This is a genomic window from Vreelandella sp. L-15, from assembly GCF_056857635.1.
In genome coordinates this window covers 43416-65742 of the sequence record NZ_JBSXNN010000079.1, presented here as the reverse complement: position 1 = coordinate 65742, position 22327 = coordinate 43416, and the positions used below count along the sequence as shown (strand labels likewise).

Below are 22327 nucleotides of genomic sequence, written 5' to 3'. Positions count from 1 at the left end.
AACTCCTTAATAAAAAACCCAATACGGTAGGCCAGTTTATCACGCTCGCTGCTAGTCGTGACCCAAGGCACCGCTATAACGCAGCGCTTCGCCCACACTCGCCAGGGCACGCTCATGGGCCTGCACCGAGAGCGGCCCACGAGCACAGGCCACGATGACCCAGGGGCCATTGGCCGCGCCACCCGCTTGAGAGGCACGCGACGCAATACCGGCATCGCAGCTTCGCCGGTGCTGCGTGCCTGTTTTGTGCGCAAAGGTGAATTCGTTGCCCAGGCCTTGTTTCAAGCGCCGCTCGCCAGATTTAGTTCGCTGCATGATCGCCAGCAGCGTTTGGCGCTGTTCGCCATTCACCTCTTCCATACCACCGCGATGCAAGCTGGCCAGTAGGTCGCCGTAGGCACGCAGCGTACCCACGTTTTCACCGGTGGCTTCGTAGGCATCGAAGGCGTGGTCGTAGTCGGGTTGACCGAAGCTTTCTTCGCTCACGCCCAGCACACGGGCCAACGCAGCGGAGCGCTGGTTCACACCGTGTTGACGCAGGGCGATAAAATCCAACCCACTCAGCTGGCGAGCCCCGGGGTGTAACTGGCCATATACCCCTTGGCGCACTTCCACCAGCTTGCTGATGGGGCCAAGGTGCCCCGGCTGGCCGTTGCTGGCGGCGACCATGCGGCGGGCGCGGGCGTTCACGGCATCCAAGCCAACACGGTCAATCAGCATATCCGTGGCGGTGTTGTCGCTGACGGTGATCATTTGCTCAAGCAAATAACGAATCGAGATGGGCGTACCGGGGTCGTGCCAGTTGACCGGCCCGGCGCCATCGACAAAGTCGCTACGTGCCAGGATCAGGCGTTCATCCAAGGAGAGCGTGCCCGCCTGACGCTCGGCCAGCACCTGAGACGCCACGGGCACTTTAATCAGCGAGGCCAAATACCAGGGGTCGTCTGCCTGCCAGGAGTACGCCTCGCCTGTTGCGAGGTTCTGAACATAAACACCTAGCGCGCCGCCAAACACCTCTTCAATGGCGCTTATTCGCGCATCTACATCGCCTTGCCAAGGGCTCTGTTTATCGACCTCGTAATACCAGTTCGTACTTGCCAATACCGCGGTGCTGGCTGGCAATAAAGCACACAGCAGCGCTGCGGCTAGCCAGCGTTGAAGATGTCGCAACCTTACCTCCTACCGCGGCGAGTGGCGGGCTATTTGTAACGGGCAATCCAGCGCGTTAGCCAAATCCACAATGCGGCTCCAAGAATTAACAGCCCACCCACACCAAGCGCCTGTGGATAGGTGTAAATGCCTTCGCCTTCCAGCAGAAAACGCAGCACCAGAAAAATCATCACAATATGGAAAATAAACGCTTTGAGCGCGTCGCTCCCTACCATCGTTAATGGCCGTAGCGCCTTGGCTGCCGTAGCTCCACCAGCGAGTGCAGCGCCTAAAATAACCAGCGCGCCACCCACGCTGTACAGCGTGAATTTCAGCCCAGGCGGGTGCTTGCCGTCGTTATTCGCCACCGCCAGCATCGCAGCAGAAACATCGCCTTCGGCAAAGGCCAAGCCATAGAACGCGGCGACCATGACAGCCCCTACGCCCACCAGAGCCAGCACCAGCTTTCGCCTTAGCGCCGTATCAAAATAGCAGCGCAGCAAGGCTTCACCGATCAGCAGGCCCGCCAAAATTAACGGCGCACGGCTAAGCTGGCCCCAGGTGTAATGGTCTTCATGGTCTACCAACAGCGCTTTTAAGGTGTCGTTACCGCCAAAGCTCAGCCCCTGCAGCCAAGCGGAGAGCGCGGTTAAGCCAATAATAAGCGCACACCGCCCCCACAGCGGTGTACGTGCCCATAATGGAAGTACCAGCGGCACCCACAGTAGGGCGATGGCGTAAAAACCGAGGATTTCTACCCAAATCGCAAAGCGCTGATAAAGCAACGCATCAACAATATCGCCTGGGGCGTAATACGGCAGCATCTCGACGACCGTCAACGCCTTGTACCAAAACCACACTTCAACCGCGCGCACCCATAGTTTTAGCCGCCGTTTTGGCCACGCCTCTGTTTGGGTAGACGCTAAAAAGGCCACGGTGAGCGCAATCCCGAAGACCAGGATGAACAGGGAAGAAGAGAACTTAGTGAGAAAATGGACGGGCACCATGCCCCAATCGGGCACGTTGCGTATTCCAATCAGCCCACTCACCGTATGGCTGAGAATCATCAGCCCAATCGCTATACCACGGGCGAGATCAATCGCATCTATACGCCCTTCCGCACGAGGCAGGCGTGGCACTTCTTGCCAGGTAAACACGTTAGCAACGTCCTTGTAGGGTGTTCGTGTTAGGGAAACATTGCTTTTACCATAGCCTATTCACCTAGTGTGCTATTGCGCTTTATTAAACGTTGCCACTCACCCAACACAACAGTGCCCCGCAATGGGCGGGGCACTGTGCTGCTCATCCGTGAGCGTGAGGGGAAGGACTTCCTTTCGCTAAAATGGATTTACTGGCCGGATGTGTCATCCTTTTCCGTTTCCCACTGCTCTTGCTCTTCCTCCTCCTCTTCGTAAGTAAATTCTTGCTCTTCCTCTTCGTACTCGGTGGTCACGCCTTCAGTAGTCGACCCCTGCTCCTGCTCGGTGTCGTAGGAGTTGTAGGTGCCTTGATCATCCTGCATGGTCTCTTCTTGCGGCGTTGCGGGCTGCTCTTCAGGCTCTTCCATCGCAAACGCGAGCGGGCTCGCTACCAGACCAAATGATACACCCAGGATACCTAACTTCTTGAGAGCTTCCTTTTTCATGGTCGTGCCTCCTAATGGCAACTCTTTCGTTCAATTCAGCGTTAAACATTTAACAACGTTATGTCTTCACGATAGATTCACGATCGATAAGAGCGGCGAGTCATCCTAACCTTTCGCTCTTACCCAACTACTGCAGACGCCATACCAGGGCATGCCAAAAATAAATATAAACACTATTTTTCAACTACTTAATAAAAAATTCATTAACTGAAACAAGGTGAATCGCGATTTTTAATTAGCAAAATCTTGTTTACGTTTGGCACATGAGCCCCAGCGATTCATGCCGCCCCGCACCGCGGCTAACTTGACATAATAAATAGGTACATAGGGCGAAAGCGTTGGTGAGAAAGGTTGCAAGGCTAGAAAGGCTTATTTTAACCCAACATAACTGCTGGTATCTTTTGGTCACCGTTCACCGTATCGAGAAAATAAATGTCTACCCAACAAGCATCCACGTTTCGTTTAGTTACCCGCAGCGATTTTGATGGTTTGGTATGCGGTGCCCTGCTCAAGCACTTAGGCCTTATTGACGAAATCACCTTCGTTCACCCGAAGGACATGCAGGATGGCAAGATTGCTATTGATGCCAACGACATCACCACCAACCTGCCCTACGTGCCCGGCTGCCACCTAGCGTTCGACCACCACCTAAGCGAGACCGTGCGCAACGTTGAGCGTGCCGACAACCACATCATCAATGCAGACGCCCCTTCCGCTGCCCGCGTAGTGTGGGAGTACTACGGCGGCCACGAAGCCTTCCCCGCACGCTGGGATGATATGATGGAAGCCGTCGATAAAGGCGACTCTGCCCAGTTCAACAAAGACGAAATTCTCAACCCGCAGGGCTGGGTACTGCTCAACTTCATCATGGACGCCCGCACGGGCCTGGGCCGCTTCCGCGACTTCCGCATCTCCAACTATCAGTTGATGATGAAGCTGATCGATTACTGCCGCGAGCACACCATCGATGAAATCCTCGCCCTTGACGATGTGCATGAGCGCACCACGCTTTACCGTGAGCATGAGCAGTTAGCAAAGGAGCAAATTGAGCGCTGCGCAACCGTGCACGGCAATGCGGTGGTTCTGGATCTACGCAACGAAGAGACCATCTACGCCACCAACCGCTTCGTGATCTACGCCATGTACCCCGAATGCAATATCTCGATTCACGTGATGTGGGGGCTCAAGCAGCAAAACACCGTGCTGGCGATTGGTAAATCGATCCTCAACCGCTCCAGCAACACCAACGTGGGCGAACTGTGCCTAAGCTACGGTGGCGGCGGCCACCTGAATGCGGGCACTTGCCAAGTTGATAATGATCAGGCGGAGAGCGCGTTGGCGGCGATTGTTAAGAAGATTAATGCGGATGGGTAAAACGGGTACTTATCTGTCATAAGTAGAGTGGCCGCTACTGGCGGCCACTCTACTTAGTTAACGCAGGCTACTCAGCGCCAACCACATGCTTCACTTCCAAGTACGCACTCAGCCCCCAAGGGCCCAGCTCACGCCCGATACCGCTGCGCTTGAAGCCACCCCAGGCAGTTTCGGGTAGCACGAGCTGCTCGCTGTTGTACCAAATACTGCCTGCCTTCAACTGACGGCCAATGCGCTTGGCCCGCTCCGGGTCGCCGCTGATCACCGTCGCGGCGAGGCCGTAGTCACTGTCATTGGCGAGCTGAATCGCTTCGGCTTCGCTTGCGACGCTACGACCACAAAGTACAGGGCCGAAGATCTCTTCTTTCCACAAACGGCTCTCTACCGGCACATCACGGTAAAGCGTGGGTGCTAGGAAATAGCCTTGAGCTGGCAGCGTGCGGTGCTTCCCATCGCGTACCACCGTGAGCCCTTCCTGATCGGCAATATCCATGTAGCGCTGTACTGCATCGCGCTGCTTAACGCTGGTCAGTGGGCCCAAGTCGGTTCCTTCGGCTAGCGGGTCGTCTAGCGTCAGCGCATCCATCCGCTCAGCAAGCGCAGCGTAAAGCGCTTCGGCTATGTCTTCGTGTACCAATAGACGCGAGGTGGCAGAGCAGATCTGTCCGGCGTTGAAGTAGATACCGGCCATCACCCACTCAGCGGCTTGGGCGGGTTCTGCGTCTTCCATCACTATAATGGGTGATTTACCGCCTAGCTCCAGCGACACGCTCGCCGTGCGGGCGCTGGCAGCCTGCATCACCGCTTCGCCAACGCGGTTACTGCCGGTGAAGGAGATTTTATCCACGCCAGAGTGGTTAGTCAGCGGCGCACCGATGCCCTCGCCGTCACCATTGAGCAGATTTAGCACGCCTGCAGGCAAGCCGATTTCCAGCGCGATCTCCGCCAGCACTTGTTCAGGCAGCGGCGTCACTTCTGAAGGTTTAAATACCGCAGTGCAGCCCGCCGCTAGGGCAGGTGCCAGCTTCCAAGCACTAGTCACTAAAGGGAAGTTCCACGGCGCAATCAGACCCACTACCCCAACCGGGTCGTGATACGTACGCGCTTCAACGCCTTCCATGTCGACACTGACCTGCTCCCCTTGCCGTGCATCCAGCGCTTTGGCCTGCTTGGCGTAGTAGCGGTAGCAGGCAATCGCATCGTCTAGGTCAATGCCTGCTTCCGCCAGTGGCTTACCGTTATTGGTGGCCGACAGTATGATCAATGCCTCTCGGCGAGACTCTAGTGCATCAGCAAATCCATCGAGGTAGTTGGCACGTTCGGCCCCACCCAACGCCTGCCATTCAGGTTGAGCCTGCTGGGCAGCTTTAACAGCAGCATCCACATCTGCCGCATCCCCTGCGGTGACCTGAGCAATACGCTCTTCGCGATAAGGATTCATCACATCGAGCAACCGGGTGCCCTTCGATGCAACCCACTGGTTGTTGATGAACTGATGATTGAGTGTCTGCATGGGAATACCCTAGTCAGAAAGTGAGCACGCGCGCTGCCAAGCAGCGGCGTCAATTTCGATCAGTAGCGGCCCGGTGGGAACGCGGTTGGCGAGTGCCTGGGAAAGCTCAGCGGGGCTCTCTACCAACATGCCGGGGCAGCCGAAACCTTCGGCCAGAGTCAGGAAGTTTGGCGCTTGAATATCCACGCCTAAGCGGGCCACGCCGTTGGCATCCATATAGCGGCGGATCTCTTCATAACCGGCGTTGTGCCATAGCACGATGACCACGGGCAGGCGGGCTTCCACGGCGGTGGCAAGTTCCGAGAGCGTAAACATCACCCCGCCGTCTCCCACCAGCGCTACTACGGGTAGATCTGGCCGGGCTAGCTGCGCCCCTAATGCCGCAGGCAGCCCATAACCCAAGGTGCCGTAACCGGTGGATGCATTGAAATAGCGCCGCGGCGCAGGCTGACTGACCAGATGATTTCCGGCATACACCGGGGCGGTGGAGTCGCCCACTAGAATGGCGTCAGGTAAGTGGTCGGCCAGCGTTTCATAGAGCGGAACGAAATCGCTAAACGAAGGATCGTTTACCAAATCTAAGGTGTTCAAAGCAGCAGCGGTTCGCTCGCCGCCCTGCCGCTTCTGCGTCTCCGAAAAATACTTAATCAGAAGCTCCAAACTGCGCCCGGCATCGCCCACCAAGCCAAGCGTGGTGCGCTGATTGCGCACCAGCTGCTCAGGATCAAGATCGATACGAATCAGCGTGCCGTTGAGTTGAAAGCCGTCGTCAAAAACGACGTCATAGTCGGTTTCGCCCAACTCGGTTCCTACTGCCAGAATCACATCCGCCTTAGCGGCTAGTGCCCTCACGGCGGGCAGTGCAGCATTAGCTCCTAAGTCCAGCGGGTGATCACGACCCAGCAGCCCCTTGGCGTTGATGGTTGTCACCGTGGGGGCATCCAACTGCTCTACCAGTGCTCGCGCGGCTTCCGGCGCTGACACACAGCCACCGCCCAACAGCACCAGAGGCAGCTTCGCCGCCTTGAGTAGCCGAGCCGCCTCGGCCAGCCCTTCCGGGTCGGGAGCCGCGCGGTATAGCGTGGGCGCTTGCCAGCTAGTCGGCACGCTGACGGGCGCATTGAACAGATCAATGGGGATTTCAATATGCACCGGGCCTGGGCGCGCGCCGTTGAAAACGGCAAAGGCACGGGCCAACACCTCGGGTAGCGTGCTGGCATCCAGCAACGTGTGGCTAAACCGCGCTACGCCGCTGATCATCTGCTGCTGGCTGGGCAGTTCGTGCAACCGCCCTTGGCCTAAGCCCAAGGTATCGCGACGATTAACGCTGGAGATCACCAGCATGGGGATGGAGTCCGCCAGGGCTTGGCCCATGGCGGTGGCAATATTGGTCATCCCCGGCCCGGTGATAATTAAACACACCCCCGGCTGACCGCTGGCACGGGCATAGCCATCGGCCATAAACCCCGCCCCCTGCTCATGGCGCGGAGTGATATGCGCTACCTCACTGCCTTCCAGGCCACGGTACAGCTCCACCGTGTGCACACCGGGAATGCCGAACAGCGCGCGCACGCCGTACGTATCGCGCAGCAGGTGGATCAACAGGTCGGCGCAGGTCATTGTCGTTGACTCGTTCATACCAGGCCCCTTAGAAGAAAAACGTGTGGGCCATAAAGGCGATGATCGGCAGCGTAATCGCCGTGCGCAGCAGGAATACCACGGCCAGCTCCCAGAACTTGATGGGAATCTTCGACTTGAGCAGCAGCGCACCAATCTCCGACATATAGACCAACTGCGTCATGGAAAGGCAGGCAATCACGAAGCGGGTCAGCTCGCTTTCAATGTTGGTGGCCAGCACGGCAGGCAAGAACATGTCGGCAAAGCCGACGAGTGTGGCAGGAGCGGCCGCCTGCGCTTCGGGAATACGCAGCAGTTCCAGCACTGGCACCATGGGGTAGGAGAGCCAGGTAAACAGCGGCGTGAACTCGGCCAAAATCAGCGCTACGGTGCCAATCGCGAATACCAGCGGCAACAGCGTAAGGAAGATATCGATGACGTTAAGAAGCGCTAAACGCGCCAACTCTTTAGGGCCCGGTGCGCCCGCTGCGCGGCGGGTTGCCTGCAGCAGGCTGTAGCGGAACAGGCCCACATTTTCGGTGCGCTCTTCGCTTAACTGGCAACCTACCGGCTCGTAGTAATCGTCGGCTTTACGCGACAGCGGCGGAATCCGCGAGACAATCACCGCGGCGATTAAACCCGACACCACAACGGTAAAGTAGAACGGCACGAATAGGTGGTTGAGGTTGACGAAATTAACCACCAGCAGACTAAACGCAATGGATGCAACAGAGAAGTTCGTCGCAATCACCGAGGCTTCGCGGCCATTGTAATAGCCTTGCTCGTACTGCTGGGCAGTAATCAGCACGCCTACCGTTCCCGACCCCATCCACGAAGCGGTGGCATCAATAGCACTGCGACCCGGTAAGTTGAAGATGACGCGAAACGGCTTGCGCACCATGGTGCCAATGAACTCCATGAAACCAAACTCGACCAGAAACGGCAGCAGCAGCGCAGCGAAAAAGAAGAACGTCAGCAGCACCGGTGCCAGGTCGTTCAGCATCACGCCGCCGGTAAAGGACGCCGTCACGAACTCAGGGCCGACCTGAAAAAAGGTCATGATGACGAAGACGGCCCCCAGAACGCGCATGGCAATCCATACGGGGCCCACATCGAACATCTCCTTGAAGTGGCCTTGCTGTGCCCAGGCAGGCTTTGCCAGCTTGACGTACAGCGTCACCATCACGGAAACGCACAGCACGCCTAGCGCAATGGCAGGCAGCACCCCACCCAGCAGGGTCTGCAGGCCATCGGCCATCAGCCCCATGCCGATATTGACGGTCTCACCAAACTGAAAAGGGATCAGAAACAGCAGCACGCCGATCAGCGAAGGAATCAGAAACTTCAGCAAATGCGCGCGGGGTATCGACGTGGACGAAGCGGATACTTCCAGCGTCGCGTTAGAGTGTGACATACGGTTCACCTATTGGATGTGATTATTGGAGGTGGGCTGGCGGCGTCCTGAAAGGGAGCACCGCTCCTCTTCCTGTGTATTGTCATCCGCGCCTTGTCAGGTCGGCGCTTGGTGCAGGGCACTTTTGCAGGCAGCGCTTACGGGCGGCGTTGCGCTGCGGGCAGTACGCAGAGCATTTCATACAGCAGCGTGGCGCCCATCAGCGCCGTGTTGCCGCTGGGGTCGTACGGCGGCGACACCTCGACCAGGTCCCCGCCCACGATGTTCAAGCCAGCGGCACCACGCACGATTTCCAGCCCTTGAGCAGAGGTCAGCCCGCCCATTTCCACCGTGCCGGTACCGGGGGCGACCGAAGGGTCCAGACCATCGATGTCGAAACTGATGTACACGGGGGTATCGCCCATTTGCTCACGCACTTCAGCCATCAGTGGGGCCAGCGAGCGGTACCAGCACTCCTCGGCGGGCACTACGCGGAAACCCTGCTTGCGGCACCAGTCGAAATCCTCCGGGGCATAGCCGGTTCCACGCAGGCCGATTTGCACGACCTTGTTATGAGCCAGCAGCCCTTCCTCCTGGGCGCGGCGGAACGGCGTGCCATGGGCAATGGGCTCACCGAACATGTGCTCGTTCACATCCGCGTGGGCATCGATATGGATCAAGCCCACCGGGCCGTGCTTTTTGGCCATGGCGCGTAGAATCGGCAGCGTCAGCGTGTGCTCGCCCCCCAGCGTCAGAGGAATGCAGTCATGCTTCAGCACGTCGTCGTAGAAGGCGGTGATGATGTCGACGCTTTTCGGCAGGTGAAAGGTGTTGATGGGTACGTCACCGATATCGGCGACCTGAAGCCGCTCGAAGGGAGCCGCCCCCGTGGCCATGTTGTAGGGGCGCAACATGCGCGATTCATCGCGAATCTGGCGTGGCCCCAGTCGGGTACCCGGGCGATTGGAGGTGCCGATATCCATGGGAATGCCGATAAATGCCGCGTCCAACCCTTCTGCGCTCTGTTGCGTGGGCAGGCGCATCATGGTGGCGGGGCCTGCAAAGCGTGGCATGGTGTTGCCGCCCAGCGGCTGATTGAATTCCGACATCGTTCTCTCTCCTTGGATTTATTGTGGCCAGCCTGACGGGCTGGCGCTTCAGCGATTTATCCAGCTCATACCGCTCATGTATCGTTGATGCACAGTTCAATACACAGACCACTGCACAGACCATGCCAAGTCACCTGCGCTGATAAATAGGGAGGTTTACCGCCCCATCGATGCAAAAATGAATCGCAACGCCAATGAAATGATGCAAAAATGAATCAATGAGTCATATTTGCATTATCCTGTTCATCTAACGATACAAAAGCCGGTGCGGTAGATAAGGAAGACGCATGAGTGAAATCGACAGGCGCGTACTGCAAACCATCGTGGAAACCGCCAATGACCACTTCTTTATCGTCAGCGGCGACGGTCAGATTATGGATATCAGCCCCGGTGCCGAGGCGGTATACGGCGTATCACGGGAGGAGCTGCTTTCCAGCAGCGTTCAACAGCTCCAGGCCGCCGGTGTTCTGAAACCGTCCATCACCATGGAAGTCATCCGCACTCGACAGCCCGCTCAGCTAATGCAAATCACCGGCACGGGCCGCCGCGTCATTGCCGAAGCCTACCCCGTGTTCGCCAACGGCAAGCTGGAGCGCATTGTCAGCCGCTCACGGGATTTGACCGACCTTCAGCTGCTGCAGGACGAATACGCTCTGCTGCAAAAACGTTTTAGTGAACACTTGAAACGCAGCCAGGCCGCCCCCGATGCCGAAGAGCAAGCGCTGGATGCTGCGCTGGACCACCTTCAGGTCAGAAGCCATGTGATGCGGGAAATCGCCCTGTTGCTCAAGCGCGTGGCATCATCGGATGCCAACGTGCTGATGCTGGGGGAGTCTGGCGTGGGCAAGACAGCCTTTGCCAAGCAGCTCCACCGCTGGAGCGAGCGCCATCATGGCCCGTTCATCGAGGTCAACTGCGCAGCGATCCCGGAAAACCTGTTCGAGTCGGAGATGTTCGGCTACCAGCCCGGCGCCTTCAGCGGTGCCGCGCGGCAAGGCAAGGCCGGACTGCTGGAGCAGGCCGAAGGGGGCACGCTCTTTCTGGATGAAATTGGCGAGCTGCCACTGCTGATGCAGACCAAACTGCTGAAAGTGATTCAAGATGGCAGCTTGACCCGGTTGGGCGACACGCGGGCTCGTCGCGTCAATTTCCGGCTGGTCGTGGCGACCAATCAGGACTTGGCCAAACGGGTCGAAACCGGCCTGTTCAGGCTCGACCTCTACTATCGTCTGAACGTCATCCCCATCACGCTGCCCCCGCTACGCGAGCGCCGCGAAGACATTCCCGTGCTGGTGGAAGCCTGCCTGACCCGGCTGAACCACCGCTATGGCCGCCAAAAAATCATCAGTAACCCGGCCTGGTCGACGCTGATGGGCAGCGACTGGCCCGGCAACGTGCGGGAGCTGGAAAACTGGCTGGAAAGAGCCTGGCTCTCAAGCCCCGGCGACCAGATCGAAGCGCCCGCGGCACCTTCGGCCTCTGAGCCACCCGACACACCGCTGCCCACTGCGTGGCTGACGTCCCCAGCGGCGTCTCTGCAACAGGACGAAAGCCTGAAGGAGTACCTGGCGCGCATCGAGCGCGAGACCTTGAGCCAACTGTGCGGCACTCTGCCCAGCACGTATGCCATCGCCAAACGTTTGGGCATCAGCCAATCCAGCGTCGTGCGCCGCCTGCAGCATTACGGCATCAAGATCACCCCGTGATCGCCTCACGACATCAACCTGACATCCAGGCGTCATACAAACGCAACACCTTGCTCTCACTATAGATCGTCGCCACGCATGACGGATGAGAGCCATGAACCAATCGCGCATTCGCCTGGCAGGCGTCTCCAAGCACTGGGGCGCGACCACGGCAGTCAACGACATTTCCTTCGATATTCAGCCCGGGCAGTTCGTCATTCTGCTGGGGCCGTCAGGCTGTGGAAAATCCACCACCCTGCGCATGCTGGCGGGGCTGGATGACGCCAGCAGTGGCCGCATCCATATCGGCGAACGGGACGTGACCCACCTGCCACCCGGCGACCGAGGACTGAGCATGGTGTTTCAGTCCTATGCGCTGTTTCCACATTTAAGCGTGGCCGACAATATCGTGTTTGGTCTGCGCAGCCGCAAGGTAGCCAAGGCAGAACAACGTGAACGGCTCGCCAAGGTCGCCGAACTGGTCGATCTCACCGATTACCTGAACCGCAAACCGGCCCAACTTTCCGGTGGCCAGCGCCAGCGGGTCGCGCTGGCGCGAGCGATTATCTCCGAGCATCCCATCTGTTTGATGGATGAACCGCTGTCCAATCTGGATGCGCGGCTTCGCAGCGATATGCGCAGGGAAATTAAAGCCCTGCAATCACGACTCAACATGACGGTGGTTTACGTCACTCACGACCAAGTAGAGGCCATGAGCATGGGAGACCGTGTGATCTTGATGCAACAGGGACATATCGTGCAGGACGGCACACCCGACGAGCTTTATAACCAGCCCGCCAGCGCTTTTGCCGCCAGCTTTATTGGCAGCCCAGCCATGAACCTTTTGCCTCTTGTGCTAGGTGAACAGGGGGCCGTTATTGAGGGCGAACCCACGACTCCAGTGGCCCCCATGGAGGCCGCCGGGGGTCAGTTGGGCGTGCGCCCTGAAGATATCGAACTGCGCCCAGCATCCGAGGCAGGCATTCCGGCCCAGGTACTCAGCGATGAGTACTTAGGTGCCGACACTATTGCCCATGTCGCCGTTGGCAATCACACCGTGCGCGTTCGTCTAAGCGGTAAGCAAGCGCTCTCTGGTAAGCCCTGCAAACTCTACTGGACGCCAGATAGCGCCCATTTGTTTGATCAACAGGGTCTGCGTCAGCAAGCGTTAGCGCCTCCTGCCTTACCCGCTTCGCATCGAAGCGTACCGCGCCCGCCCGCAGTGGGCTCTTTCCAACACTGACCGCTCTCATCCTGACAACATCACAAACACTTGTGGAGTCTCTCATGAGTTCTCAGTTCTCTTTTGCAATGACAGCCATCGCCGCAGCACTGTTAGGTGCCGGCCACGCCAGCGCTAACAGTGTCGACTTGACGATGTACTACCCTGTTTCAGTAGGTGGCGCACTGACCGAGGTCGTTGACAACTTGGTGGAAGAGTTTGAAAGCGAACACCCGGACATCAACGTAGAAGCCATCTACGCGGGCAACTACGACGACACCCGAGTACGCGCCATGTCCGCCATGGAAGCGGGTGATACGCCTCAGCTATCGGTGCTGTTCTCCATCGACCTGTACGAACTGATTGAGCAGAACGCCATTGTGGCCTTTGACGACCTCATCGAAACCGAGGAAGAGCAAGCGTGGCTGGAGAGCTTCTACCCCGGTCTGATGGAGAACGGTCAGCTGGATGGCAAAACCTACGGCATCCCCTTCCAGCGCTCCACTATCGTGCTGTTCTGGAACAAAGACGCCTTTGAAGCCGCTGGCCTAGACCCCGAAACGCCCCCTGAGAACTGGGAAGAGATGGCTGAAATGGCCGCCACCGTGCGGGAAGCCTCCAACGGTGAACAGTGGGGCGTGATGGTGCCTTCCACCGGCTACCCTTACTGGATGTTTCAGGCCTTCGCTTTTCAGAACGGCCATCGCTTGATGAGCGACGATGGTACGGAAGTTTATTTTGACGACCCGGCCGCTGTTGAAGCGTTGGAGTACTGGGTGTCGCTGGCCACCGAGCACAATGCCATGCCCGATGGCACCATCGAGTGGGGTACGCTGCGCCAAAACTTTATCGAGCAGTCCACCGCGATGATGTGGCACACCACGGGCAACCTGACCGCCGTGCGCAACGAGGCCAATTTTGATTTTGGCGTCGCCATGCTGCCCATGAAGACCCAGCGCGGCAGCCCCACCGGTGGCGGCAATTTTTATATCTTTGAAGATGCCAGTGAAGAAGAGCAGCGCGCGGCGATGACCTTCATCCGCTGGATGACCGCCCCCGAGCGTGCCGCCGCGTGGTCGATTGAAACCGGCTATATGGGCGTTAGCCCCGCCGCTTATGACACCGATGCATTGCAGCGCTACGTGGCAGAGTTTGCTCCCGCCGCCGTGGCCCGGGACCAGCTCGAACATGGCACTGCTGAGCTCTCTACCTACCAGGGTGGCCGCGTGCGCCGTGCCTTAGATAACGCCGTGCAGGCCGCGCTGACGGGCCAAATGAGCCCTGCCGAAGCGCTGAGCCAGGCCCAGCGTGAGGCCGATGCCGCGCTACGCCGCTATGCACAGTAAGTGTCACTAGGGTTACGTTTCCATGCTCGCCGGGGTTCGCCCCGGCTTTTTCTCATCACGGCTGCCTTATGAACCTGAACGCCCATCGAACGATGCAGCTTTACGGTGCCCTACTGCTCCTTCCAGCGGCGCTGCTGCTCAGTACCTTTGCCTACCTGCCCACGATCACCACCGTGATCAACAGTCTTTTTTTGCCCGGCTTTCGCGGCGAACCCACCGCCTTTGTCGGGCTCGACAATTATCGCGTGCTGCTGGACGACCCCACGTTCTGGAAGGTAGCCCGCAACAACCTGCTTTACGCCCTGGGTACGATTCCCACATCCATTGCGCTGGCCCTCGGCATGGCGCTATTTGTGAACGGCAAGCTGCCAGGGCGTGGGCTGGTACGCATGGCTTACTTCACACCCACCATTTTGCCCATGATCGCCGCCGCCAATATCTGGATGTTTTTCTATGCCCCGCAGATAGGGCTATTTAACAAGCTGCTTGGCGCGTTAGGTTTTTCTGGCGTGAACTGGCTGGGCGACCCCAGCGTAGCGCTTGGGTCGGTCATCGTGATGTCGGTGTGGAAAGAGGCGGGGTTTTTCATGATCTTCTACCTTGCCGCGCTACAGGCCATCCCCCCGGAGCTTAAGGAAGCCGCTGACCTGGAGGGCACGAGCCGTTGGAGCTTCTTTTGGCGAGTGACCTTTCCCCTGCTGATGCCCACCACGCTGTTCGTGCTGATCAATGCGCTGATCAATGCAGTGCGGGTGGTCGACCACCTGTTCATTCTCACCAAGGGCGGGCCCAATAACGCCACCAACCTGCTGCTGTACTACGTCTATGAGAATGCCTTTTCGTTCTTTGACCGCACCATGGCGGCCACCATCACCGTGGTGATTCTGCTGGTGTTGGCCGTGGTGGCCACGCTGAAGTTCACGATTCTAGATCGCAGGACGCACTACCAATGAATACGCCCGCTACCTACGCGCCCCGCTCACGTTTCTACTACTCACTTCCAGCGCTGGAAACAGTAGCGGCATGGATGCTCGCAGTTATTTGGATTTTCCCACTGCTGTACGCCTTTTGGGCCGCCTTCCATCCCAGCGAATTCATGGTGACTTTCGATCTGTTCGCCCCGCTCACGCTGGATAACTTCACGAACGCCTGGGCCCAGGCCCCCTTTGCGCGTTACTACCTGAACACCTTCGCGCTAGTGACCGGCGTGGTACTGGCCCAGTTCGTGGTGTGTACGCTGGCGGCGTTTGCCTTTGCCCGCTTTCCCATTCCCGGTAAGAACCTGCTGTTCATGCTGGTACTGATTCAGCTGTTCGTGTTTCCCGAAGTGCTGATCGTCGAAAACTACCGTATCGCCAGCGAGCTGGGGCTGATCAATACCATCACCGGCATTGGCCTGCCCTACGTGGCCAGCGCCTTCGGCATTTTCCTGCTGCGTCAGACCTTCAAGACCATCCCCCGAGAGCTGGAGGACGCCGCCCGTATCGAGGGCTGTGGCTGGCTGGAAATTTTGTGGAAGGTCTACGTGCCGCTGGCCAAGCCCACCTATCTGGCCTACGGGCTGGTGTCGATCAGCCACCACTGGAACAACTTCCTGTGGCCGCTAGTGGTGACCAACTCCGTGGAAAGCCGCCCGCTGACGGTAGGATTGGGCGTGTTCTCCGCGCCAGAAACCGGCGTCAATTGGGCCACCGTCAGCGCTGCCACGCTGCTGAGTATTGCGCCGCTGCTGGTGGCTTTTCTGCTGTTCCAGCGCCAGTTCGTGCAGTCGTTTTTACGGGCGGGGATTCGCTAACCCAACTCACTCGGGTTTTCGTGCGACAATTCTCCTTCACGCACACGACAAGGAGAGCAGCGATGCACGACGACTCGGCAGCCCTCAAAGTACTGCGGGAAGTCTTTGGCTTTGAGCGCTTTCGTGGCCCGCAGCAGGCCATCATTGAGCATGTGATGGCCGGAGGCGATGCGCTGGTGCTGATGCCCACCGGCGGCGGTAAATCGCTGTGCTATCAGATCCCTGCGCTGCTACGTGAAGGCACCGCGATTGTGGTCTCGCCGCTGATCGCGCTGATGCAGGACCAGGTGGCCGCGCTGATCCAGAACGGGGTGCGCGCCGCCTACCTGAACTCCAGCCTTGAGATGCATGAGGCGATGGAGGTGGAGAACCGCCTGCGGGCGGGCGAGCTGGATCTTCTCTACGTCGCGCCCGAACGGCTAGCCACGGCGCGCATGCAGATGCTGCTGGAGCAGACCCACATTGCGCTGTTCGCCATTGATGAAGCTCACTGCGTTTCCCAGTGGGGGCACGATTTCCGCCCCGAGTATCGCCAGCTCTCCCACCTGCACCAGCGTTTTCCCGACGTGCCGCGCATCGCGCTCACCGCCACCGCCGACGTGCCTACCCGGCACGACATCATGGAGCACCTGCAGCTTCAGGAAGCCGCGCTCTACAACAACGGTTTCGACCGCCCCAATATTCGCTACCATATCGCGGAAAATCAGGGCAATGCCAAAGAGCAGCTGCTGAGTTTCATCCGCGAACACCACGACGGCGAAGCGGGCATCGTCTACTGCCTCTCTCGGCGCAAGGTGGAGGAGACCGCCGCTTGGCTGGCACGCCAGGGGTTGACCGCGCTGCCCTACCACGCCGGGCTGCCCGCCGAGCAGCGCCAGCAGCATCAAACCCGTTTTCTGCGCGAAGACGGCGTGGTGATCGTCGCCACCATTGCCTTCGGCATGGGCATCGACAAACCCGACGTGCGTTTCGTGGCACACCTCAACCTGCCCAAAAGCATCGAAGCCTACTATCAGGAAACCGGCCGCGCCGGACGCGACGGGCTGCCCGCCGATGCATGGATGGCCTACGGGCTTCAGGACGTGATCACTCTGCGCCAGATGCAGCAGGATTCCGGTGCCGCCGACCAGCAAAAGCGCATCGAACAGCAGAAGCTCGACGCCATGCTAGGGCTCTGCGAGATCATTAGCTGTCGCCGTCAGGCGCTGCTCCACTACTTTGGCGATTCATTAGACGAACCCTGCGGAAACTGCGATAACTGCCTCACCCCGCCTGACACCTGGGAGGCCACCGTGGCTGCGCAGAAGGCGCTGTCGTGTGTCTACCGCACCGAGCAGCGCTTTGGCGTCACTTATCTGGTGGATGTGCTGCTCGGCAAGCGCAACGAGCGTATCAGCCGCTTTGGTCACGACGGTTTGAGTACGTTCGGCATTGGCAAAGAGCTCACCGCCAGCGAGTGGAAAGCACTCTTTCGGCAGCTGATCGCCAGCGGCTATTTGAGCGTGGATATGGAGGGCCATGGCGCGATCAAGCTCACCGCCAACGCCAGGCCCCTACTGCGCGGCGAGCAACGTCTCACCCTGCGCAAACCCAGCAAGCCCGCGCGACGCGGAGCCAAAGGGGCATCTGCCGCCAAGGGCCACGGCGTACTGTGGGAAGCGCTGCGCCAGCATCGCAAAGCGCTGGCCGATGCCCAGGGCGTACCCGCCTACGTGATCTTCAACGACGCTACCCTGGCCGAGCTGGTAGCGCAAAAACCGCAAACGCTGCAGGCGCTGGGCACCATCTCGGGCATCGGCGCGCGCAAACTGGCCGATTACGGCGAAGGATTTCTGGCGGTGGTACTGGCGCACCCCAATGAGCCCGAAACGCCCACCGACATCGGCAATAGCGCCATGGAATCCGCCACGCTGCTGCGCCAGGGGCTAACCCCCGAACAAGTCGCCGAGCAGCGCGGGCTGGCCGCCAACACGGTCTACCGCCATTTGAGCGATGCCATTCAAGGCGGCGAACTGAGCCTGGAAGAGGTGGTCAACCTGGACCAAGCAACCCTGGCACAGATTCACGCAGCGTTTGAGCAGTTTCCAGACCAAGGGCTGAAAGTGGTGTTCGAAGCGCTGGAGGGCCGTATTGATTACCCGGTTCTGCACTGCGTGCGGGCATCCATGGCTGCCAAGCGTTAACGCCCACCAAATAATCGTATTTTTTAAAAATCGCTCATTTGGTGTATTCTCTATTCAAGAGAGGAGAAAGCGATATGGCCATTCAGCACAACACCGCTACCAAGCGCCGTGACATGGGAGCCGCTGCCATGCGCACGTATCCCAACATATCCCGCCGCTGGGGGCTGAAAGAGAGCGAAGCCGCCTTATTACTCGGCGTGCCCGACTCCACTTACCGGCGTTGGAAGCAAACTCCCGAGCAAGCCCGCCTGGATGCCAACCATCTTGAGCGCATGTCGTTGATTCTGGGCATCTACAAGGCGCTGCATATCCTGCTCCCCAATCAGGAGGCCGCCGATAGCTGGCTAAAACGAGCCAACAGCAACCCACTGTTTGCCGGTCACACGCCCATGGAACGCCTGTTAAGTGGTCACGTTTCCGACCTCTATGTCGTTCGGCAGCACTTGGATGCCGCACGTGGAGGGGGCCATGTATGAACTTCCCGCTCAGCAACGTCACATGGCGGCCAAGCTACCGCGTTATCCCTTCGCGCTTCCCTCCGATTGATCTGTTCGAAGGCGTCAATAGCCACACTGACGACTGGGACCTGCTTAACGAACTGGAAGGCGAGACCTCTGCTAGGCTTCGTGAAGAAATGGGCGCGATCCATCTGGTGCGCGACGGCGACCGCCGGTATGGGCCTGGATGGACACCCGTCATGGCGGCGTTTTGTCATTTCCCTGCCTCCGGTTCGCGGTTTAGCGATGGCACCTTTGGTGCCTACTACTGCGCACTCACCGAAGCCACCGCCATTGCAGAAACCCTGTACCACGCAGAGCGCTTCATGGGGGAGTCCAACGAGCCGCCCATGATGCTGCAGCAGCGCGTCTATCTCTCCGATTTGATGGGGCAACTGATTGACTTGCGGGGCCACCGCGACGCAGAGCCCCTACTCACCCCAGACAGCTGGTCTGCCGGGCAAGCCCTGGGCAGAAACGCTTGGGAGCAGCAGGCAGATGGCATCGTTTACCCCAGCGTTCGCGACCCCGATGGCGAGTGCGCCGCAGTGCTAAGACCCCCGGTACTCTCCGCCACGCGGCAAGGCCGTCATCTCGGTTATGATTGGGACGGTCAGCGCATTCGGCACGTTTATGAGCTAACGCTTCTAAACTGAGCCTGCCTGACCGCTAGCGCCAGCCCTGCAGATGCTCGCCCCGTGCAATCGCCGCTGAGTCAAACACGCCAGTATCCAAAATCCAGGCGGTGACTAGCTTGGCGGGCGTCACGTCGAAGGCTGGGTTCCACACCGGGGCATCGCTCGGTGCCCACACCACCTCGCCAAACGCGCCTGCGGCTCCGCGCACCTCCGCGCCATCGCGCTGCTCGATGGGAATAGCCGCGCCGGTGGCGCAGGCGGGGTCGACCGTGGTGTAAGGGGCCACCACGTAGAACGGTACCTGATGGTAATGCGCCGCCACCGCCAGCATGTAAGTGCCCACTTTGTTGGCAAAGTCGCCGTTGGCGCAGATGCGATCCGCCCCGACCATCACTTTATCCACCTTGCCCGCCGCCATTAAGCTGGCCGCCATGCTGTCGGTGATTAGCTGGTAGGGAATGCCTAAATCGGCCATTTCCCACGCGGTTAAACGCCCGCCCTGGAGCAGCGGGCGGGTCTCATCTACGTAGACATGCAGATCTATGCCGCGTTGTTTGGCGATGGCCAACGCCCCAATCGCGGTGCCCACTCCGGCAGTGGCCAGCGCGCCGGTGTTGCAGTGGGTCAGCACGCGGTCGCCGGAGGCCAACAGGTCGGCGCCCCGCTCGGCCATGCGTTGGCACAGCGCGCGGTCCTCTTCGAACAGCGCTTGGGCACGCTCGGCCAGAGCGTCCGCGCCCTGGGCAAAGCAGGCTTCCATGGCGTCCAGGCAGTACATCAGGTTCACCGCCGTGGGTCGCGTTGCCCGTAAACGGTCGCTGACGGCTTGCCACTCGGGTTCGGGATGGCGAGCGGCGTACTGGGCCAGCACGAAAGCAGCGCTCAAACCAATCAATGGCGCCCCGCGGATGGCAAGATGCTTGACGGCGTGCTGCCACGCCTCGGGAGAGTCACAGCGCACCCACTCTTCGGCCTGGGGGAGCCGGGTCTGGTCCAGGTATTCGAGGGCGTCGGCATGCACTCGTAAACTGCGTGACTGTAACGTAACCATGAAGGGCTCCTTGAGGTCTTGAACCGGTGAACTCGGCGCGCGGCTTATCAGGCGCGAAGCTTATCATATAGAATGATGCCCATTGGATGAGACGATGCAGGCCTTATGACTACCTTACACACCGAACTGCTGGACGCCATCTCCTGGGCAGCGCAGCAAGGTTGGACCCCCGCCACCGGCGGCAATTTTTCCGCGCGTACCGAGGCTGGTTACTGGGTCACGGCGTCCGGGCGGGATAAAACCCGCATCCAGGCGGATGACCTGCTGCTGTGTGACCTGGAAGGCCGTGTGCTGGAAGGCAACGGCAAACCCAGCGCCGAAAGCGACCTGCACGCCGCGCTGTACCGGCTAGACCCGACCATTCACTGCGTGCTGCACACCCACACCGTGGCCAGCACCGTGCTGTCGCGACGCTTTCCCGACGGCATCGAACTGAGCGGTTTCGAGATGCAAAAGGCGTTGGCGGGTAACGTGACGCATGACGCGACGATTCACCTGCCGGTGGTGCCCAACTCCCAGGATATGGAGGAGTTAGCCGAGCACGTTCGCCAGGGCTGGCCGATGCCCTGGGGCTTTTTAGTGGCAGGACACGGCATTTACGCCGTGGGCGACAGCATTGCCAGCTGCCGCCGCCATCTGGAAGCGATTGAATTTTTACTTGCCTGTGTACTGGAAGAGAGCCGGTGGCCCCAATGAGTCAACCAACCGTTCGCGCTATCGTGACCGATATCGAAGGCACCACCACCGATATCAACTTCGTTCACAAAGTGCTGTTCCCCTATGCCCACGCCAAGCTGCCTGACTTTCTGCGCGAGAACGCAGAGGCACCGGCGGTGGCCGAGCAGATCCAAGCCGTGCGTGATGTCATGCAGGACGCCGACGCCTCGCTGGAAGCGGTAATCGCCACGCTGCTGCACTGGATCGACACCGACCAGAAAGTGACGCCGCTGAAAGCCCTGCAGGGCATGGTATGGGCCGACGGCTACCAGCGCGGCGACTTCACCGGTCATTTATACGCGGATGTGGCGCCAGCGCTGCGCCAGTGGCAGGCGGAAGGCAAGGCGCTGTATGTGTACTCGTCAGGCTCGGTGCAGGCGCAGAAATTGCTGTTTGGCTATAGCGATGAGGGCGATTTGACCCCGCTGTTCAGCGGCTATTTCGACACCCATATTGGCCATAAGCGTGAGGCCGTGGCCTATCAGCGCATTGTCGAGGCGCTCGATCTACCTGCAGAGTCGATACTGTTCCTGTCGGATGTGGTCGAAGAGCTGGATGCGGCCAAGCAGGCGGGTATGCAAACCTTACAGCTCGTGCGCGAAGGTACTCAGGCAGGCACTGCACACGCCTGTGTCGAAAGCTTTGCTGACATTGCCCTTTAACGGCTACGTTCACCCCTTATCTCTTAGGAGCGTCTTTATGTCCCAACTGAAAGTCTTTGCCGATCAACATCCTAATGATGCGCTGCTGGACACCACGGACGGCGAACAAATTGCCGCTGAGCTGAACCGGGTAGGCGTGCTATTTGAGCGCTGGGCAGCGCCGGGCGAGATTGCCGACGATGCCACTCAGGAGGAGATTCTGGCGCTTTATCAGGAGGACATCGACCGGGTCAAAGCCAAAGGCGGCTACCAAACCGTCGATGTGCTGCACATGGTGCCCACCCACCCGGACAAAGAAGCGATGCGTCAGAAGTTCTTAAACGAGCACCGCCACCATGAAGACGAAGTGCGCTTTTTCGTGAAGGGCCAGGGGCTGTTCTGCCTGCACATCGACGACAAGGTGTATCAGGTGCTGTGCACCCGCAACGACCTGATCAGCGTGCCCGCCAATACCCCGCACTGGTTCGACATGGGCCCTGAGCCGGAATTCACCGCGCTGCGCTTCTTCGACAACGTAGAAGGCTGGGTGCCCCACTGGACCGAAAGCGACATCGCTGGGAAGTTTGATCGTTTGGATCAGCTTTGAATAGACAAGACTGATCCCAGGCCGGTACACACCTATGCGGGGGCGCTGTGAACCCATCCATGGGCGCTACTTTCGCCATCCATGGCGAAAGACCCCCGCTACGGTCTGTACCGGCCTTCCCACATCGCCGTTCTGTCTTTAATAA

At 59.2% G+C, this 22327-nt stretch carries 20 protein-coding genes; 12 read left to right on the top strand and 8 right to left on the bottom strand.

The genetic code is table 11. The features are described 5' to 3' along the window. Nucleotides 1–51: 51 nt before the first annotated feature. The 3 genes from AC13CY_RS11745 to AC13CY_RS11735 all read right to left on the bottom strand — a co-directional run bounded on the left by AC13CY_RS11745 (nt 52) and on the right by AC13CY_RS11735 (nt 2794). On the bottom strand, nt 52–1170 hold the full coding sequence (locus AC13CY_RS11745) for a serine hydrolase (RefSeq protein WP_474791254.1): 1119 nt from the start codon (nt 1168–1170) through the stop codon (nt 52–54). A 29-nt stretch (nt 1171–1199) separates the two neighbouring features. Then, complete coding sequence (locus tag AC13CY_RS11740) at nt 1200–2306, bottom strand: heparan-alpha-glucosaminide N-acetyltransferase domain-containing protein (RefSeq protein WP_483052547.1); 1107 nt, start codon at nt 2304–2306, stop codon at nt 1200–1202. A 191-nt stretch (nt 2307–2497) separates the two neighbouring features. Further along, nucleotides 2498–2794, bottom strand: coding sequence for a hypothetical protein (locus tag AC13CY_RS11735; RefSeq protein ID WP_054641241.1), 297 nt, complete (start codon nt 2792–2794; stop codon nt 2498–2500). Nucleotides 2795–3226: 432 nt separating this feature from the next. On the opposite strand from AC13CY_RS11735, the gene AC13CY_RS11730 reads away from it, so the two are divergent. Continuing rightward, nucleotides 3227–4168 (top strand): DHH family phosphoesterase, encoded by a 942-nt coding sequence (locus AC13CY_RS11730; RefSeq protein ID WP_058578176.1) that lies wholly within the window; start codon nt 3227–3229, stop codon nt 4166–4168. A 67-nt stretch (nt 4169–4235) separates the two neighbouring features. Here the strand turns inward: AC13CY_RS11730 and AC13CY_RS11725 are convergent, their stop codons facing one another. The 4 genes from AC13CY_RS11725 to speB form a co-directional block, all read right to left on the bottom strand. Further along, entirely contained in the window at nt 4236–5681 is a 1446-nt protein-coding gene (locus AC13CY_RS11725; RefSeq protein ID WP_089675247.1) for an aldehyde dehydrogenase family protein, read from the bottom strand. 9 nt (nt 5682–5690) lie between these two features. Beyond that, nucleotides 5691–7319 (bottom strand): 5-guanidino-2-oxopentanoate decarboxylase, encoded by a 1629-nt coding sequence (locus tag AC13CY_RS11720; RefSeq protein WP_208596178.1) that lies wholly within the window; start codon nt 7317–7319, stop codon nt 5691–5693. A gap of 10 nt (nt 7320–7329) precedes the next feature. Continuing rightward, nucleotides 7330–8712 carry a YjiH family protein gene (locus tag AC13CY_RS11715; protein ID WP_483052546.1) on the bottom strand — a complete coding sequence of 461 codons (1383 nt, stop codon included), beginning with the start codon at nt 8710–8712 and terminating at the stop codon, nt 7330–7332. 137 nt (nt 8713–8849) lie between these two features. Continuing rightward, the gene (gene speB, locus AC13CY_RS11710) at nt 8850–9800 is read right to left on the bottom strand and encodes an agmatinase (RefSeq protein ID WP_253028033.1); all 951 of its coding nucleotides are present in this window, start codon (nt 9798–9800) and stop codon (nt 8850–8852) included. Between the two features lie 287 nt (nt 9801–10087). Between speB and AC13CY_RS11705 the strand changes: the two genes are divergently transcribed. From AC13CY_RS11705 to AC13CY_RS11670, 8 genes are all read left to right on the top strand, one after another. Further along, on the top strand, nt 10088–11506 hold the full coding sequence (locus AC13CY_RS11705) for a sigma-54 interaction domain-containing protein (protein ID WP_228168755.1): 1419 nt from the start codon (nt 10088–10090) through the stop codon (nt 11504–11506). A gap of 94 nt (nt 11507–11600) precedes the next feature. After that, nucleotides 11601–12728 carry an ABC transporter ATP-binding protein gene (locus tag AC13CY_RS11700; protein WP_483052545.1) on the top strand — a complete coding sequence of 376 codons (1128 nt, stop codon included), beginning with the start codon at nt 11601–11603 and terminating at the stop codon, nt 12726–12728. A 44-nt stretch (nt 12729–12772) separates the two neighbouring features. Next, nucleotides 12773–14053: an ABC transporter substrate-binding protein gene (locus tag AC13CY_RS11695; protein WP_058578170.1), complete on the top strand. Its 1281-nt coding sequence runs from the start codon at nt 12773–12775 to the stop codon at nt 14051–14053. A gap of 68 nt (nt 14054–14121) precedes the next feature. After that, the gene (locus tag AC13CY_RS11690) at nt 14122–15006 is read left to right on the top strand and encodes a carbohydrate ABC transporter permease (RefSeq protein WP_058578169.1); all 885 of its coding nucleotides are present in this window, start codon (nt 14122–14124) and stop codon (nt 15004–15006) included. Continuing rightward, nucleotides 15003–15848 carry a carbohydrate ABC transporter permease gene (locus AC13CY_RS11685; protein ID WP_483052544.1) on the top strand — a complete coding sequence of 282 codons (846 nt, stop codon included), beginning with the start codon at nt 15003–15005 and terminating at the stop codon, nt 15846–15848. The genes AC13CY_RS11690 and AC13CY_RS11685 overlap by 4 nt, the downstream gene beginning before the upstream one ends. Before the next feature lie 62 nt (nt 15849–15910). Next, nucleotides 15911–18031 (top strand): DNA helicase RecQ, encoded by a 2121-nt coding sequence (gene recQ / locus AC13CY_RS11680; protein ID WP_483052543.1) that lies wholly within the window; start codon nt 15911–15913, stop codon nt 18029–18031. A gap of 74 nt (nt 18032–18105) precedes the next feature. Next, nucleotides 18106–18507: an MbcA/ParS/Xre antitoxin family protein gene (locus AC13CY_RS11675; RefSeq protein ID WP_054641243.1), complete on the top strand. Its 402-nt coding sequence runs from the start codon at nt 18106–18108 to the stop codon at nt 18505–18507. Beyond that, nucleotides 18504–19184, top strand: coding sequence for an RES family NAD+ phosphorylase (locus AC13CY_RS11670; RefSeq protein ID WP_058578166.1), 681 nt, complete (start codon nt 18504–18506; stop codon nt 19182–19184). The genes AC13CY_RS11675 and AC13CY_RS11670 overlap by 4 nt, the downstream gene beginning before the upstream one ends. 13 nt (nt 19185–19197) lie before the next feature. On the opposite strand, the gene mtnA is transcribed toward AC13CY_RS11670, so the two are convergent. After that, on the bottom strand, nt 19198–20217 hold the full coding sequence (mtnA, locus tag AC13CY_RS11665) for an S-methyl-5-thioribose-1-phosphate isomerase (RefSeq protein ID WP_483052542.1): 1020 nt from the start codon (nt 20215–20217) through the stop codon (nt 19198–19200). A 105-nt stretch (nt 20218–20322) separates the two neighbouring features. Between mtnA and mtnB the strand changes: the two genes are divergently transcribed. The 3 genes from mtnB to AC13CY_RS11650 are packed head-to-tail and all read left to right on the top strand — an operon-like array spanning nt 20323 to nt 22182. Then, nucleotides 20323–20913, top strand: a complete 591-nt coding sequence (gene mtnB, locus AC13CY_RS11660; RefSeq protein WP_253557607.1) for a methylthioribulose 1-phosphate dehydratase — start codon at nt 20323–20325, stop codon at nt 20911–20913. Further along, nucleotides 20910–21596, top strand: coding sequence for an acireductone synthase (gene mtnC / locus AC13CY_RS11655; RefSeq protein ID WP_483052541.1), 687 nt, complete (start codon nt 20910–20912; stop codon nt 21594–21596). The genes mtnB and mtnC overlap by 4 nt, the downstream gene beginning before the upstream one ends. Nucleotides 21597–21633: 37 nt before the next feature. After that, nucleotides 21634–22182: a 1,2-dihydroxy-3-keto-5-methylthiopentene dioxygenase gene (locus AC13CY_RS11650; protein ID WP_054645121.1), complete on the top strand. Its 549-nt coding sequence runs from the start codon at nt 21634–21636 to the stop codon at nt 22180–22182. Nucleotides 22183–22327: the final 145 nt, after the last annotated feature.

Excerpts from the sequence above, each read along its gene's own strand:
- AC13CY_RS11735 (WP_054641241.1), bottom strand. The coding sequence starts at position 2,794 with ATGAAAAAGGAAGCTCTCAAGAAGTTAGGTATCCTGGGTGTATCATTT.
- AC13CY_RS11730 (WP_058578176.1), top strand. The coding sequence starts at position 3,227 with ATGTCTACCCAACAAGCATCCACGTTTCGTTTAGTTACCCGCAGCGAT.
- AC13CY_RS11725 (WP_089675247.1), bottom strand. The coding sequence starts at position 5,681 with ATGCAGACACTCAATCATCAGTTCATCAACAACCAGTGGGTTGCATCG.
- AC13CY_RS11720 (WP_208596178.1), bottom strand. The coding sequence starts at position 7,319 with ATGAACGAGTCAACGACAATGACCTGCGCCGACCTGTTGATCCACCTG.
- AC13CY_RS11715 (WP_483052546.1), bottom strand. The coding sequence starts at position 8,712 with ATGTCACACTCTAACGCGACGCTGGAAGTATCCGCTTCGTCCACGTCG.
- speB (WP_253028033.1), bottom strand. The coding sequence starts at position 9,800 with ATGTCGGAATTCAATCAGCCGCTGGGCGGCAACACCATGCCACGCTTT.
- AC13CY_RS11705 (WP_228168755.1), top strand. The coding sequence starts at position 10,088 with ATGAGTGAAATCGACAGGCGCGTACTGCAAACCATCGTGGAAACCGCC.
- AC13CY_RS11700 (WP_483052545.1), top strand. The coding sequence starts at position 11,601 with ATGAACCAATCGCGCATTCGCCTGGCAGGCGTCTCCAAGCACTGGGGC.
- AC13CY_RS11695 (WP_058578170.1), top strand. The coding sequence starts at position 12,773 with ATGAGTTCTCAGTTCTCTTTTGCAATGACAGCCATCGCCGCAGCACTG.
- AC13CY_RS11690 (WP_058578169.1), top strand. The coding sequence starts at position 14,122 with ATGAACCTGAACGCCCATCGAACGATGCAGCTTTACGGTGCCCTACTG.
- AC13CY_RS11685 (WP_483052544.1), top strand. The coding sequence starts at position 15,003 with ATGAATACGCCCGCTACCTACGCGCCCCGCTCACGTTTCTACTACTCA.
- recQ (WP_483052543.1), top strand. The coding sequence starts at position 15,911 with ATGCACGACGACTCGGCAGCCCTCAAAGTACTGCGGGAAGTCTTTGGC.
- AC13CY_RS11675 (WP_054641243.1), top strand. The coding sequence starts at position 18,106 with ATGGCCATTCAGCACAACACCGCTACCAAGCGCCGTGACATGGGAGCC.
- AC13CY_RS11670 (WP_058578166.1), top strand. The coding sequence starts at position 18,504 with ATGAACTTCCCGCTCAGCAACGTCACATGGCGGCCAAGCTACCGCGTT.
- mtnA (WP_483052542.1), bottom strand. The coding sequence starts at position 20,217 with ATGGTTACGTTACAGTCACGCAGTTTACGAGTGCATGCCGACGCCCTC.
- mtnB (WP_253557607.1), top strand. The coding sequence starts at position 20,323 with ATGACTACCTTACACACCGAACTGCTGGACGCCATCTCCTGGGCAGCG.
- mtnC (WP_483052541.1), top strand. The coding sequence starts at position 20,910 with ATGAGTCAACCAACCGTTCGCGCTATCGTGACCGATATCGAAGGCACC.
- AC13CY_RS11650 (WP_054645121.1), top strand. The coding sequence starts at position 21,634 with ATGTCCCAACTGAAAGTCTTTGCCGATCAACATCCTAATGATGCGCTG.